General features: G+C 68.9%; 14 protein-coding genes and 3 pseudogenes. 12 read left to right on the top strand and 5 right to left on the bottom strand.

Annotated features, from left to right (window positions below; all coding sequences use genetic code 11):
* Positions 1-108 precede the first annotated feature (108 nt).
* From AB0E67_RS12040 to AB0E67_RS12020, 5 genes and pseudogenes are all read left to right on the top strand, one after another.
* Positions 109-300 (top strand): hypothetical protein, encoded by a 192-nt coding sequence (locus tag AB0E67_RS12040; protein WP_362024664.1) that lies wholly within the window; start codon positions 109-111, stop codon positions 298-300.
* A gap of 344 nt (positions 301-644) precedes the next feature.
* Positions 645-1,250, top strand: a complete 606-nt coding sequence (locus tag AB0E67_RS12035; protein WP_362024437.1) for a hypothetical protein — start codon at positions 645-647, stop codon at positions 1,248-1,250.
* A gap of 174 nt (positions 1,251-1,424) precedes the next feature.
* Positions 1,425-1,775, top strand: coding sequence for a hypothetical protein (locus AB0E67_RS12030; RefSeq protein WP_362024434.1), 351 nt, complete (start codon positions 1,425-1,427; stop codon positions 1,773-1,775).
* 289 nt (positions 1,776-2,064) lie between these two features.
* A pseudogene (locus tag AB0E67_RS12025) lies at positions 2,065-2,238 on the top strand (IS5/IS1182 family transposase); the annotation flags it as partial.
* A gap of 75 nt (positions 2,239-2,313) precedes the next feature.
* Complete coding sequence (locus AB0E67_RS12020) at positions 2,314-2,658, top strand: hypothetical protein (protein ID WP_362024673.1); 345 nt, start codon at positions 2,314-2,316, stop codon at positions 2,656-2,658.
* 170 nt (positions 2,659-2,828) lie between these two features.
* Here AB0E67_RS12020 and AB0E67_RS12015 read toward each other — a convergent pair whose 3' ends face one another.
* Positions 2,829-3,446 carry a hypothetical protein gene (locus AB0E67_RS12015; protein ID WP_362024432.1) on the bottom strand — a complete coding sequence of 206 codons (618 nt, stop codon included), beginning with the start codon at positions 3,444-3,446 and terminating at the stop codon, positions 2,829-2,831.
* A 567-nt stretch (positions 3,447-4,013) separates the two neighbouring features.
* Positions 4,014-4,178: pseudogene (locus AB0E67_RS12010) on the bottom strand (IS5/IS1182 family transposase); the annotation flags it as partial.
* Between the two features lie 99 nt (positions 4,179-4,277).
* On the opposite strand from AB0E67_RS12010, the gene AB0E67_RS12005 reads away from it, so the two are divergent.
* The 3 genes and pseudogenes from AB0E67_RS12005 to AB0E67_RS11995 all read left to right on the top strand — a co-directional run.
* Complete coding sequence (locus AB0E67_RS12005; RefSeq protein ID WP_362024430.1) at positions 4,278-5,264, top strand: LysR family transcriptional regulator; 987 nt, start codon at positions 4,278-4,280, stop codon at positions 5,262-5,264.
* A gap of 201 nt (positions 5,265-5,465) precedes the next feature.
* On the top strand, positions 5,466-5,924 hold the full coding sequence (locus AB0E67_RS12000; RefSeq protein WP_362024427.1) for a universal stress protein: 459 nt from the start codon (positions 5,466-5,468) through the stop codon (positions 5,922-5,924).
* A 285-nt stretch (positions 5,925-6,209) separates the two neighbouring features.
* Positions 6,210-6,386, top strand: a pseudogene (locus tag AB0E67_RS11995) (alcohol dehydrogenase catalytic domain-containing protein); the annotation flags it as partial.
* Positions 6,387-6,432: 46 nt separating this feature from the next.
* Here the strand turns inward: AB0E67_RS11995 and AB0E67_RS11990 are convergent.
* Complete coding sequence (locus tag AB0E67_RS11990; RefSeq protein ID WP_362024424.1) at positions 6,433-7,299, bottom strand: TIGR03557 family F420-dependent LLM class oxidoreductase; 867 nt, start codon at positions 7,297-7,299, stop codon at positions 6,433-6,435.
* A gap of 268 nt (positions 7,300-7,567) precedes the next feature.
* On the opposite strand from AB0E67_RS11990, the gene AB0E67_RS11985 reads away from it, so the two are divergent.
* From AB0E67_RS11985 to AB0E67_RS11975, 3 genes are all read left to right on the top strand, one after another.
* On the top strand, positions 7,568-8,530 hold the full coding sequence (locus AB0E67_RS11985; protein ID WP_362024422.1) for an iron-containing redox enzyme family protein: 963 nt from the start codon (positions 7,568-7,570) through the stop codon (positions 8,528-8,530).
* Between the two features lie 125 nt (positions 8,531-8,655).
* The gene (locus AB0E67_RS11980) at positions 8,656-9,336 is read left to right on the top strand and encodes a HemK2/MTQ2 family protein methyltransferase (RefSeq protein ID WP_362024419.1); all 681 of its coding nucleotides are present in this window, start codon (positions 8,656-8,658) and stop codon (positions 9,334-9,336) included.
* On the top strand, positions 9,320-9,553 hold the full coding sequence (locus AB0E67_RS11975; protein WP_362024417.1) for a CDGSH iron-sulfur domain-containing protein: 234 nt from the start codon (positions 9,320-9,322) through the stop codon (positions 9,551-9,553). The genes AB0E67_RS11980 and AB0E67_RS11975 overlap by 17 nt, the downstream gene beginning before the upstream one ends.
* Positions 9,554-9,639: 86 nt before the next feature.
* On the opposite strand, the gene AB0E67_RS11970 is transcribed toward AB0E67_RS11975, so the two are convergent.
* Both AB0E67_RS11970 and AB0E67_RS11965 read right to left on the bottom strand, forming a co-directional pair.
* A complete protein-coding gene (locus AB0E67_RS11970; protein WP_362024415.1) occupies positions 9,640-9,882 on the bottom strand; it encodes a hypothetical protein in 243 nt (80 codons plus the stop codon).
* Positions 9,883-10,385: 503 nt separating this feature from the next.
* Positions 10,386-11,618, bottom strand: a complete 1,233-nt coding sequence (locus AB0E67_RS11965) for a neprosin family prolyl endopeptidase (protein WP_362024412.1) — start codon at positions 11,616-11,618, stop codon at positions 10,386-10,388.
* Positions 11,619-12,142: 524 nt separating this feature from the next.
* Between AB0E67_RS11965 and AB0E67_RS11960 the strand changes: the two genes are divergently transcribed.
* Positions 12,143-12,898 (top strand): peptidoglycan recognition family protein, encoded by a 756-nt coding sequence (locus tag AB0E67_RS11960; RefSeq protein WP_362024410.1) that lies wholly within the window; start codon positions 12,143-12,145, stop codon positions 12,896-12,898.
* Positions 12,899-12,908 lie beyond the last annotated feature (10 nt).

Genomic DNA, 12,908 nt, shown 5'->3' with positions numbered 1-12,908 from the left:
TACGGAGAGGAGTGGCCCGTGTCCGCGAAGAATGGCGCTTCGAACGAGCAGGACCCCCCATACGTCCCGGCCCCGGCTCCAACCCTGGCCCCGGTTCTCGGCACGCTCATGGTTGACCTATCACGGGACCGGGTCGGTGAGTTCCGCGGTGAGTGGTGCGGGAGGTGGTCCTTGCGGCCGGTCGGTGGCGGGGTGGAGTGGACCGTCGCTCCCGAGGACGTACGGCCGGCCGACCCGATACAGCGGCTGCGTGCCGAGCTCACCCGCGCCAACCGTCGCAGCCGTGGTGAGCTGCTGTGACGGGACCGTTCCCCCTCCGCAGCACACACGGGTGACGGCCGCACGACCGTCCGGCTCGGCACAACCGTCACCACGACTCCGCGGCTCACCCTCCGGTGGCTGCACGGCCAGTCCGCGCGGATCGCGAACGGACTGCACCCGGAACCGGGCACCCCATGGATTCCCCCATACGTGTTACGGCCCGCGCCCGCACCCAACCCGTCCCCCAACCTGCGCCCGCGCTCCGTGCGCGGATGGCCGCGTAACCCCGCTCTCACCCCACCCGCACATCCCGTACATCCCGTACCTCCCTCCCTCCCTCCCCATTGCCCTCGCCCGGCCTGCCGAAAAAGGGAAGCGCCCTCATGCCCCTCATGACGCCGTACATCGCGTCGCGCACCACCGAACAACCGGTGCGCGAAGCGGAGTTGACCATCGAGTTCGCCCGGGGTGGGCCCCGGCTCGCCTACCGCCACCCACGACCGGGGGACCGCGACCACCACGGCAATCTGTGGGTACGCATGGACCAAACCACCACCGGGCGCGTGCAGTACAACCGCATGCACGTCCACCGCCAACGCATCTGCATGGAAAACATGCTCTGCCAGATCTGCGGCAACCCCGCCGACCGGAACAGACAGGGATGGCTGTTCCTCGACTGGCACCGCCCCGACTCACCCCCGACCTGGCCCGAACGCTCCCTCACCTCCATGCCACCCCTGTGCACCGAACACGCGCACACCTCCATCCACCAATGCCCCTTCCTGCGCCGGACCGAGCACGCCGTACTGCGCGTACGCAAGCCCCGCCTCCACGGAGTGTCCGGCGCCCTCTACCAACTCACCGACACCGGATGGCACACCTCCGACAACGACGTCCTCGCCCCCTACGGCGAACCCCGCCTCCCCGGCATGCTCGCCTCCCGCCTCCACCGCGAACTACACGACGTCACCGTCGTCGCACTCCCGTAACCGCCCAGGCAGACCCCGGACCACCCCGCCCCCAGCACCACCACGGAGAAGAACCGACATGCTGCAATGCACCGCCCTCACCGACATTCCCGAAATACACGCCATCGTCGCCCTCACCACCATGCCCGGCGGACCCGACAACCCACCCGACACCGGCATGGACGGCCACGCACTGTGCGAACTCGGCGAACACGACGCACACACACCCAGCACGCCGCACGCCTCTGGGCAGTCGAACCAGCAGCCACACACGACCTGTGGCTCCTCTGGACCGACACCGACACCGACACCGACACCGACACCAACGCCAGTGCCAGCACCGGCCGACACCGCACGCACCACCTCGCCGAACTACCCCCATGCCCCGCCACCCTGCACAACCTCACCACCGGCTCCCGATGCCCATGCGCGCTGTACGACCACCACCCCGCCCCACACTCCTGGCACATCACCGACCCCCTCCGCGACCTGCTGGTGCAACAGGTCCTGGAGGGCGGACAGCGCACCCACGAGGAGACGGACTAGGGTCCTTTGTGAAAGTGGATCTCGTTCGTTGTTGATCACGTTCTGTGGGACGTGCTGATCGTGAGGCCGGGTCCACGACCTGTTCCGGCACTGGCAGCGGGACGGAACGTGGGCGAGAATCCTCACCCAGCTCCGGGCCGAGGCGGACGCCAAGGGCCTGATTGCCTGGGACGTGAACGTCGACTCCACTGTCTGCCGGGCCCGCCAGTACGCAGCCGGGGCGGCGAAAGGGAGGGATCTCCGGAAGGAACCGCCCGGCGGCGTCTTCGCCGAGCCGGCCGACCACGGCCTCGGGCGCTCCCGGGGCGGGCTGACCAGCAAGATCCACCTCGCAGTCGAGCAGGGGCAAAAACCCCTGTCGGTTGTAGTCACAGCCGGACAGCGGGGTGACTCACCGCAGTTCGGGCTGGTCCTGGGAGCGATCCGGGTCCCGAGGCTGGGGCTCGTCAGGCCACGCAAACGTTCCTTCCTGCCTCGCGACGGAGAATCGTGCGGTTCTTCGGGAACTCCTACGAAGCAGTCGGCGTCTCCAGTGATCATGAGGGAACGAGTTGAAGCGCTGAGTGGTACCGGGGTGGCCCTGGCCGGTGGATTCGTCGGGCTGCTGGGATGGGCCGCGGATGCCGAACTCCGGGCGCGCGCCGGATTCGAAGCAGGGCCGGACTGGAGCGTGCTGTACGCGGAGCTTCCGCTGACCGTTCTCGTCGGAGTCGTAGCCGCTTTGTCAGCGTGGTTGCTGCCCCGGCGATGGATAATCGGGCCGTCCATTGCCGGGTACGCAGGCCGCGTCGCGCTCGTTGCCATAGTGATGGCCGGATTCTGGCTGGCGGTCCAGGGCTGGTACGCAGGACTGCCCGAGCCGGTACCGGACCACAAGCCCTAGCTTAAGCTGAGGGCTGTGCCGTAATCCCTGGCGGGCGCACGACGACAGCTACGGCACCTCGCCGCGTCGCCGGAACGTCCGCGTACATCCAGTATGCGGACGTCCCTCCGCCTTGCGATGCACCGCATTCGACGCCGCGCGCTGATCCACCAGGGATTACGGGACAGCCCTCAGCCGTGCCGGGTGAAGACTTCGCGGACGCCGAGCAGGTCCGCTTCCTTCTCCTTCTCGTCCTCGTATGAACCGTCCTCGTCGCGGATCGCCACGACGGTCTCCGGGGTGAAGTCCTGGCCGAAGCGGTAGATGTCCAGGCAGTAGTCGAAGCCGGACTCGCCGAAGAGGTCCGCGTCCTCGCGGCGGCAGTACTCCGCCAGGCCGTCGGAAATGTGCCAGCGCGTGCCGTCGTACCAGAAGACACCGCCTGCGTGGTGAATCGTCCGGCCCGTCGCGGAGTCCGTGAGGTTCAGCGACTCGTAGTTCTCGGGACGGTCACGGACCAGGGCGACGAGGGATTCGGGGACGCCGTCGTAGAAGGACTCCTGGAGGGCGAAATCCTCCTCGGCGTACAGATTCAGGTCCGACTCGTGGTCGAACGTCAGCAGCAGCACGCGGCCGTCCTCCGCGAAGTACCAGACCGCGGACTGGCCGCCGCCGTCGTTCCAGGCCAGACGGCGTGCGCCGGTCACCGTCACCGGTTCGACCTCGGCGAGGTCGTCCATGATGGCCGCGCGGCGCCGCACTTCCGGGAGGGGTGTCGCTGCCAGGGCATCCCACATCGCGTTACTCATTCCCGCAGGGTATCCACGGCCTACGACAAGGCCGTCACCAACTACATCGCCGCCATCCTCATCTGGTCAGCAGGGTGATCCGGAAGAAACGCCCTGAGGGCTGTCCCGTAATCCCTGGTGTATCAGCGCGCGGCGTCGGATGCGGTGCACCGCAAGGCGGAGGGACGTCCGCATACTGGATGTATGCGGACGTTCCGGCAATGCGGTGAGGTGCCGCAGCTGTCGTCGTGCGCCCGCCAGGGCCCGGTATGTGGAACGAGCGGAGCGACCGGGCTTTGTCAAAGGGCGCTGCCATGTGCGGTATCCGTCACCAGCGCCCGACGTGCGGCGCGTTCCGGCTGTCATGCGTCCGCGCTCGCGCCCTCGGGGGCGGCCCTCACTCGGTTGCGAAGGGTGGGCCACGTCGTGGATGAAGCTGCTGGTGCGGTCAGTGGCCGCTGCCTGCGCTGAGCCGTTCAAGCACAAGTCGGATAGCCGGGTCGCGTCGCCGTGGCCCGGCTGCCCGACGTACGAGCTGGTGCGTGATGGCGGCTGAGCATGCGGTGGTCTGCCGGAAGGCTGTTGTTCAGGCTGTCGTGGCGCGGTCAGCCGCCTCGCCGGGGTGGTCACGGCGGAGCCCGGGGCAGCCGTCGTCCAGGAGCACCTCCACGTCGGAGAAGTGCCGGAGGCAGGCGTCGGGACGAACGCACACCGCCCGCCACGTCCGGCAACCGGTCGACGGACCTGGACACCGAACAGCAGCCCCGGCGCCGAGTGCGGCAGATCGTGCCGCAGGTGGATCGGCGACCACACCCTCAGCCACTGTCACGCGCCGGCTCGTAAGGTGAACCGGTGGACACCGAGGCATTGCGTTCGTTCGTCCGGGCGGCCGAGCTCGGACAGTTCCGGCATGCGGCCGATGAGCTGGGCGTGACACAGCAGGCGGTTTCCAAACGGATCGCCGCGCTGGAGCGCGAGCTGGAAGTCCGTCTGTTCGCACGTACCCCCCGTGGGGTCGAGCTGACGCTCGACGGTCAGGCGTTTCTCCCCCACGCGCGGAGCATCGTCACGGGTGTCGACCGCGCCGTCACCGCGGTCAGGCCGGGCTCCCGGGCCCTGCGGATCGACGTTCTCGGCCTGCGAAGCGCGCAGGCCGTTGTGCTGCACGACTACTGGCGGTCGCATCCCGAAACCGAGCTCGACGTGGTGACCCTCAGGGTCGACGACCCGCGCGTGGCGGTCGCCGCCGTCGAAGCGGGCGATATCGATGCCTCGTTCCGTACCGTCACCGACCCGGCCGCACTGCCGCCCGACGTGCAGATGATCCACGCGTTCGACTCCCCGCTGGAACTCCTCGTCGGCCCGAGACATCCGCTCGCCTCCGCCCGCAGACTGACACCACCGCAGCTGCGTGAGCACCGGATCTGGGTGCCGGGCATCGCACCCCGAAGCGAATGGGCGGAGTTCTACGAACAGCTCGCCACCGACTTCGACCTGCGCATCGACGCGGCAGGCCCGCACTTCGGAGACGAAGTGCTCCTGGACACCCTCGCGGACTCGTCGGACGTGGCCACCCTCGTCGGGTCACGCGACCGGTACATCTGGCCGACGAACCACGACCTACGCCGCATCCCTGTCGTGAATCCGACCCTCGCATACCCGCTCTCGCTCATCCTCCCCAGAACGAATCCGCATCCAGAACTCCGTCGGATCATCGCCCACCTCGGAACCCTGCCGAGGCTTGCCGAGGCGGTCTGGCTCCCGTCCTGGGCGACGACGCCACGGCGCGTCGACAGCGAGATCGCGAATGCTCACGGGGTCCAACCCCGACAGGGGTGACTCGACCTGCTGCCGACGGCGGCCTCCACCAGCGCCTTGTGAGTCCTGTCCAGGTCGCGGCCGCGAGGCGCTGCCCGGCCCCCGTCCGGCTCCGTCGGACTGGGCATACGGTGCGGCCGGCATCAGGCTGGAGGACGAGACAGGTGGCGGCGGACCGCAGACCCGCGCGGTTCTCCCACACCGTCGAGTCGAGGAGGAACCGTGGCTGACCAGCGCGAGCAGGCGGACCGCATCGTGGTCGGCGTGGACGGCTCGGACTCATCGAAGCAGGCCCTTCGCTGGGCCGTGCGTCAGGCGGAGCTCACTCACGCCGTGGTGGAGGCGGTGACCGCATGGGACTTCCCGCAGTTCCACGGTGCCCTCGGCTGGCTGCCCCCGTCGAGCAGCGATGAAGCGGCTCTGGAGGGCCGGGCACGCAGAGAACTTCTGGAGGCCGTCGAGGAAGTCACGGGATCGCGGCCCCCGGTGGAAGTACGTGCCGAAGTGCGCTACGGCACCCCCGCCGGCGTGCTGATCGACGCCTCCCGAGGTGCGTCCATGCTGGTGGTCGGCAGCCGGGGACTCGGGGGCTTCTCAGGGCTGCTGCTGGGCTCGGTGGCCCAGCACTGCACTCAGCACGCGCGCTGCCCGGTCGTCGTGATCCGCGACGGTGGGGAGTGAGCCCGGTGGTCGTGGGCCGGTCCTCGGCGCGGCTGTGTCGTGCAGAAGGTCCGTCTGCGCCGAGCAGCCCCCTGTTTTCACTGGAAAGCATTGCTTCCAGAGCGGCTGCGTCGCGACCCGACACGATTTCCGTAAACGTGGGAGCCGCCGCCACGAGGCCGGCCATTGCTCGCCCGGGGGGGTGAGAGCCGATTCGGTCCGGCTCGGCCGCCGCTTCGATGACGGCGGTGCACCGCAGGAGGGACGGAGCAGTTGTGAAGGCGTTCGTGATGAAGGAAATCGGGCGTGTGGGCTTCATGGAGAAGCCGATTCCGCAGCCGGGTCCGGGCGACGCCGTCGTGCGGACGACCCGGGCCACTCATCTGCACCTCCGATTCCCATACCGTCCAAGGGGGCATCGGCCCTCGGGAGAACCTGACGCTGGGACATGAAGCGGTGGGTGTCGTGGACGCTGTGGGGAGCGAGGTGAAGGAATTCCGACCCGGCGACCGTGTGCTGGTCGGCGCCATCACTCCCGACTGCGTGGCGGGTCCTGGAGCCCGTGCTCACGGCCTGGGACAGGGACCTCGTCCCGTTGGAGGAGTACCCGGCCGGTTCGGCGGGACCCCTTCCGCATCGGCGGTAGGGAGACGGCCGACGGCGTGCAGGGTGCCTGACACCTGACGGCCCGCGCGCCGGTGGCGCGTACCGGCCCGCTTCGCTCCGAGGCCCGCACGACAGCGGGACAGCCGTGACCGAACCGCCGCGGCTTCCCCGTGCCGCCGAACCGGTCGAACACCGTCAGCAGCTCCCGTTCGGGTTCCGTGGCGATGACGAGGTCGGCGAGGCGGCCCGCGATTTCGCAGGACCGCCGTCCCGAGACGGCGACGCCGATGGGGACACGTGTGGCGGGAAGGTCCCAGATCTTGGCCCGGTCCACCGCGAAGTGGGCCCCGCGACGGCTCACGTACCCGCCGTCGAACAGCGCCGCGATGATCTCCACAGCCTCTTCGAGCATCTCCAGCCGCACCCGTGGCGAAGGCCATCCCGCACCGACCACGTGTTCGTTGAGGTTCTCGCCGGAACCCAGGCCGAGCCGGAACCGCCCTTCGGAAAGGTCCTGCAGGGTCGCCGCCTTCTGCGCCACGACCGCGGGGTGGTACCGGGTGGTCGGGCAGGTCACATACGTCATCAGCGGGATGGTCGATGTCGCCTGCGCCGCCGCGCCGAGCACGCTCCAGGCGTACGGAGCGTGGCCCTGGGAGTCCAGCCAGGGAAAGTAGTGGTCGGAGGCGACCGAGAAGTCGAACCCGGCCCGTTCGGCCCCCACCACGTCCTCGACGAGAGTCCGGGGCCCGGCTTGTTCGGTCATCATCGTGTATCCGAATTGCGCCATATCGGACAGATCTCCGATATCTGGGCTCCGAAACCCGTGCGAAGGGTATTCCTGGTGGAGGAGGACGGTCCCCTCCTCGGCAGCGCTGCGGTCGCGCTCGTGGTGGACGTGCGGGAGACCGTACATGGAGCGAGTATCGAAACAGTGGAACCGAGCGTCGATGGACCGTGCGTCGAGCGATGGCCGCGAGCGGACATGAGCGGTCCGCTCCGCGCCCCGTCCCTTTGCGGTCGCGCGGCGCGCCAACGGCTCGGAAAGGGGGCAAGGCATGGCCGGTGACCGTCGTGGGCCCGTGCTTCCCCGGCACCGTGGCCCGCTGTCCGCCGCGTTGATCGGCGCACTGGGGGACAGGTGTGCGCTGCCCGACACGGCGGCGGTGAGCCGGGCCGACCCCTACGGCGGCGATCTCCAACTGGCGCTGTACGCCTGCTACGAATTGCATTACCGAGGCTTCGCCGGGGTCGATCCCGACCGGGAGTGGGATCCCCCGCTTCTCGCGCTCCGCGCAGCCTTGGAGCACCGCTTCCTGGCCGCTCTGCGCCGTGACACGGGTGCGCGGCGGTCGCTGGACGAACTCCTGTCCGGCCTGCTGACCGAACCCGTCGACGGTGGCGGCGTATCGGAGTTCCTTGAGGAGCGGGGCACGCTGGACCACCTGCGTGAGTACGTGAAACAGCGTTCCCTCTACCACCTCAAAGAGGCGGACCCGCACGCGTGGGTGCTGCCACGGCTCAGTGGTCGCGCCAAGGCCGGCATGGCCGCGGTCGAGTACGACGAATTCGGCGGCGGCAGGGCGGAGCGTGTGCACGCCAGGCTGTTCGCCGACCTCATGGCGGATCTCGGCCTTGAGACGCGCTACGGCCACTATGTGGACACCGGCTGTGCCGAGATGCTCGCGCTGGTGAACGCCATGTCGTTCTTCGGGCTGCACCGACGCCTGCGCGGGGCTCTGGTGGGCCACTTCGCCGCCGTGGAGATCACTTCGTCGCCGTCCTCCCGGCGCCTGGCGCACGCCATGGAGCGCACCGGTGCCGGGCCGTCCGCGGAGTTCTTCTACAGCGAGCACGTGGAAGCCGATGCCGTGCACGAACAGGTCGTCCGGCGGGACGTGATCGGTGGACTCCTCGACACGGAACCCGAGTTGGAGCCGGACGTCGCGTTCGGCATCGCCGCGACCTCGCACCTGGAGGACCGTCTCGGCGCACGGCTCCTCGCTGCCTGGGGCGCATGAAAGACGGAACGCCACCGCGCTCTCACGGTGCGTCCCGGAGCGGTTCCGCGGTCGCTCCGAACGGCGGCCGACGTCATCCGGAGAGACCATGGAAGCGGTTCGGTTTCTCCCACAGGAGCAGGCGCATGGCTGACGGGCTCGTGGACTCTTCAATGCCCCTTCTGGTGAAGCCACCGGGGGTCTACGCGCCTCAACGCGACACACGCTTGCTGATGGCGGCACTCGACCAGGAGCGCGTCAGGCCCGGGGCAGCAGTGTTGGACATCGGAACGGGGAGCGGGGTTCTGGCCATCCGGGCCGCGCAACTGGGCGGGAAGGTGACGGCTGTCGACATCACACGCCGGGCGGTCCTCACCGCGCGCCTCAACGCGCTTCTTCATCTCTGCCGCATCACCGTGCGCCGCAGTGATCTGACCTCCGCCGTCCGCGCGCGCACCTTCGACCTCGTGCTGTGCAACCCGCCCTACGTGCCCGCTCCCGCGGCGGAGATCCCACGACGTGGCGCCGCCCGTTCCTGGGACGCGGGGACGGACGGCCGGGCGGTGGTCGACCGGGTCTGCGAGGCCGCGCCCGCGATGCTGCGCCGGGGCGGGGTACTTCTGATGGTGCACTCCGGACTGTGCGATCCCTGCACCACACTCGAGCGTCTCGACCGCGTGGGGCTGAAAGCGACTGTCAGTAACCGTGTGCACATACCTCTCGGACCCGTCCTGCTCTCCAGAGAGAGCTGGCTGCGTGAGCGGGAGCTGTTGGAAGGCGAGAGGAAGACCGAGGAATTGGTGGTCATCCGTGCCGAACGAACCTGATGCCGTACGCCGTGTCACCGTGACGGAACGAGGCCCCCTGCTGGTGGAGGGGCCGGTGCAAGTCACGGGCCCCGACGGAGTCACGCACGTCTCGAACCGCTTCGTCGTCGCGATCTGTACGTGCCGGCGCAGCCGCATTCCCCCTTGGTGCGACACCAGCCACCGTCGCCGCTGCGGCGGCACCGCTGGGCCCCGTGGCTCCCGCAGTGCCGAGTAGCCGTCTCGCGGCTCCTGCCGTGCCGGGTAGCCGCTTGCCGCTGGGCCATGCGGTTGCCGCGGGGGTGTTCGAGGAACAGAGTGGTTTCAGGCTGCTTCGGCGGGGTGGGCGGCGTTGGTCGGGACGACGTGCGAGAGCCCATGGGAAGCGAGCGGCTTCCGGAACGGTTTCCAGATCGCCGGGTCGGCCAGGTTGGTGAACAGCCCCTGGCAGGTGTTCGTTTCCCCGGTCACCAGTCCGTACACGACAGCCTTGTCGGAGCCGGATGCGTTCGGATCGAACAGCGGCCCGCCGCTGCCAGGGCATTCACTCAGCTGTGTAACAGCCATGGGCGGTCGCCTCCGGGGCGGGCCCGATGGCGGCGCGTCCCGGCACGCGCACGGCGCCGACGGGCCGGACCGTGGTCGACGGGCCAGACCGGCGCCGACGGGCCAGACCAGGGTCGACAGGTCAGACCGAGTTGTCGTGATCCGCACTTGGGCCCGAACTGCTCGACGACCCGGCCGCCTTGGTGCTCGCCGGGCGCTCCACCGATGGCCTCGTGGTCGCCGGGGCGGTGGCGAGCCGCAGTGACCGAGCGGCCGGCTGCGGGGCGGGCCGAGCAGCCGCTTCACCGCCGACCGAACTCCGTGACGTTCAGGCGCTGTTGCAGGCCCCGTCGTCAAGGTTCCGCTTGCCGGCTGTGCGGTTTGACGCAGGCCCAGGCCCTGGTGGACTCCCATTCCGTACGGCGCACGACCTGCACGAGGGAGCAGCCGGGTACGTGCCCCGTGGCCCACCAGGGCCATTCGGCATCGACGTCCGCGTCGCCCGGCGGCCCGGAGACCGCGGCTCAGCAGTTGAGTCCGCCCGGGCCACCGAAGAAGAGGTAACTGCCCCACGACGAACCGGAGTGGTTCGTCACTTCGAGGCCGTAGCAGTTCTCGGAGGTGGGCTCAGGCGCCAGGTCGGCCGACTCCGCTCCCGTGGGCAGGGCGGTGATGATGTCGTGCTGGTAGGCGGCGTGGCCGTAGCCCGCGGGCGGCTTCTCCCCCGAGCCCATGGAGGGGAACGCCGTCCCGGCCCCGCCCACCTCGCCGCCGAAACCGGCGCTGGCCGCCTTGTTCGCCAGCATGCCGGAGCCGAACAGGGTGGCCGGGTAGTAGCCGATCCAGTCGTCGCCGATGCTGAACCACCATGCGCCGCCGGTCAGGAAGAAGCCCATGCGGTACTGCACGGGCGCACCCGGCTGGGAAGCCGTGAGCGCCGCACCGAGGACGTGCGAGGCGCCCGTCCGGTACACCCACGTTCCGGCATGCCAGTCGTTGTAGCAGACGGAGGTGTAGCCGTCCGGCGTGTAGAACACGAACAGCCGCGGTTTGTTGTCGAAGGGCGGGCCCAGCCGGTAGCCACACTCCACGGATTGGAAGGGGCTTGAGCTGGTGCCCGACGTGTACCACTGCTGCGATGCCGAGGACTCGACGCCGAACACCAGCGGCGCCCACACGTTGACCCCGCTGGAGCCGCCGTGGTTGTCGCGTCTGTCGTACGCGTTGCCCCAGATCTTCCCGAACGGGTGTGCCACACCCTCCTCGTCGCGCCTTACTTGCAGACCACCGCGCAGAAAGTCCTCCAGTGTGCGGAACCTGACGAGCCGTTCAAGGGTGAGCCGCAGTATGGGGACGGTGCCCTCCGGGCACAGCATCTGATTGCCGTAGATGTCCCGACGGTCGGGCCTCAACTGCGGTGGCGGCGACTGCGGCGGCTCGGTGACGAAAGCCGGGGGATCCGCATACGCCTGGGGTTCGGGCGGCGGATCGGGCGTCGGCAGCGGCTTGCTCCCGGTTCTCGCCAAGCCCGGCTGCCGTTCGGTCGGTACGCAGTCGACGATGTCGCCGTCGGGTCCCGCGAAGGAGTGCACCGCGTCCATTCCGGCGTTCCGCTCGATCAGATAGCGGCGCGCTTCCTCGAATGCCTCGGCGTCCCGCATCGCGGTGTCAGGACGGGATCGGTACGCTTCGAATTCGGCGGTGTACAGCGAATCGACGAATTCGGAGAAAGCGGGGAGAGCTGTACGAACAGTCATGGCGGCACGTCCTGTTCGGCGTATCGGCCCGCGCCTCGTGCGGTGCTCGTTCCTGCGCCCTGCACCTGCCGGTTCACCGGTCCACCAGGCGCACGGCGCCTGTACGCCCAGCGTACTGCGCGGCCCGATGCCGGGCATCTCCCAACGGCGCGAACACGACGACGGCGATCAAGAACATGGCGAAACGGCAGGGGAATTTCGTGATCTACAACTGTTTCGCGACGAGGCCACCGTTCGTCATCGTCTGATCCCGGGACGTGGCGGACGCCGTCCCGCATCGCAAGCGGCCCGATTTGAGGCATGCCGCAACGTGTATGAGGATGGAATCAGACAGCCTCATCCGGAACGGAATCGCCTGACAGGATCGAATAGTTGTCCGGTCACTGATCTCCGCGCCGTCGGCACGAAGACCATCTCTTCCTTCCCCGTGAGCCGGGTCCGTCCGTCAGCCGATCCCGTGGCCGAGTGACGAGCGCCCGAAACGCGCGCAGGGCCGAACCGGGCCCTCAGCCTCGGAGGCGGAAATGACGAGCAAAACGGTGCAATTGGTCTGCCCGACCTGTGGAGAGGTCACGACGCATGCCCTGGAGACGGATGGCGAGGTGACATCGGCCGGCCTGCGCATGCACATGAACCTGTCCGGCACAAGGCGGCCCAGTGTGGGCTACAAGAACAGTCCGCATCGTTCCGGGGGGAGCGCGATGGTCCCCCAGGGCATCGTCGTCCACTACACCGCCGGCAGTTACGACGGAGCCGTCAGCTGGTTCCAGGACCCGGTGTCCCGGGTCTCGGCGCACTTCGTCGTCGCCAGGGACGGGCGCCGGGTCCAGATGGTTCCGCTGCCCGACCCCGATACCGTCGGCCCCCGGGACGGCAAGTACCAGGCCTGGCACTGCAAGGGTGGGAACAGCGTCTACTTCGGCATCGAGCACGAGTACGGCTACCCCGGCGCCACCGGTCCCGCCGACTGGACCGAGGAGATGCTGGACTCCTCCGCGGAGCTGTCCGCGTATCTGTGCGACCTCTACGACATTCCGATCGAGGTGCCGCTCGACCCGGGCACCCGCGGCTGGTTCAAGGGGCTCGGCGGTCACTACAACGTGCCGGGGAACGACCACACCGACCCGGGCCCGTACTTCCCGTGGGACTACTACATCGATCGCGTGCGGGACCATTCCCGCCGTCTGCTGGAGGCCCCGCCCTCATTCGCCTTCGCACCGTCCGGAACACAGGCGACGGGAGCGTCGGCACCCGCGTCGCCTGCGTACCAGACCCTGTAGCGACCGCGTC

Source organism: Streptomyces sp. NPDC032161 (genome assembly GCF_040636995.1).
Taxonomy (GTDB): Bacteria; Actinomycetota; Actinomycetes; order Streptomycetales; family Streptomycetaceae; genus Streptomyces.
The sequence above is the reverse complement of the archived record's forward strand: the minus strand, read 5'-3'. Positions and strand labels throughout refer to the sequence as shown.

Coding starts and splice junctions, on each gene's coding strand:
- AB0E67_RS12040 (WP_362024664.1), top strand. CDS start 109: ATGGTTGACCTATCACGGGACCGGGTCGGTGAGTTCCGCGGTGAGTGG.
- AB0E67_RS12035 (WP_362024437.1), top strand. CDS start 645: ATGCCCCTCATGACGCCGTACATCGCGTCGCGCACCACCGAACAACCG.
- AB0E67_RS12020 (WP_362024673.1), top strand. CDS start 2,314: ATGAGGGAACGAGTTGAAGCGCTGAGTGGTACCGGGGTGGCCCTGGCC.
- AB0E67_RS12015 (WP_362024432.1), bottom strand. CDS start 3,446: ATGAGTAACGCGATGTGGGATGCCCTGGCAGCGACACCCCTCCCGGAA.
- AB0E67_RS11990 (WP_362024424.1), bottom strand. CDS start 7,299: ATGGCGCAATTCGGATACACGATGATGACCGAACAAGCCGGGCCCCGG.
- AB0E67_RS11985 (WP_362024422.1), top strand. CDS start 7,568: ATGGCCGGTGACCGTCGTGGGCCCGTGCTTCCCCGGCACCGTGGCCCG.
- AB0E67_RS11980 (WP_362024419.1), top strand. CDS start 8,656: ATGGCTGACGGGCTCGTGGACTCTTCAATGCCCCTTCTGGTGAAGCCA.
- AB0E67_RS11970 (WP_362024415.1), bottom strand. CDS start 9,882: ATGGCTGTTACACAGCTGAGTGAATGCCCTGGCAGCGGCGGGCCGCTG.
- AB0E67_RS11965 (WP_362024412.1), bottom strand. CDS start 11,618: ATGACTGTTCGTACAGCTCTCCCCGCTTTCTCCGAATTCGTCGATTCG.
- AB0E67_RS11960 (WP_362024410.1), top strand. CDS start 12,143: ATGACGAGCAAAACGGTGCAATTGGTCTGCCCGACCTGTGGAGAGGTC.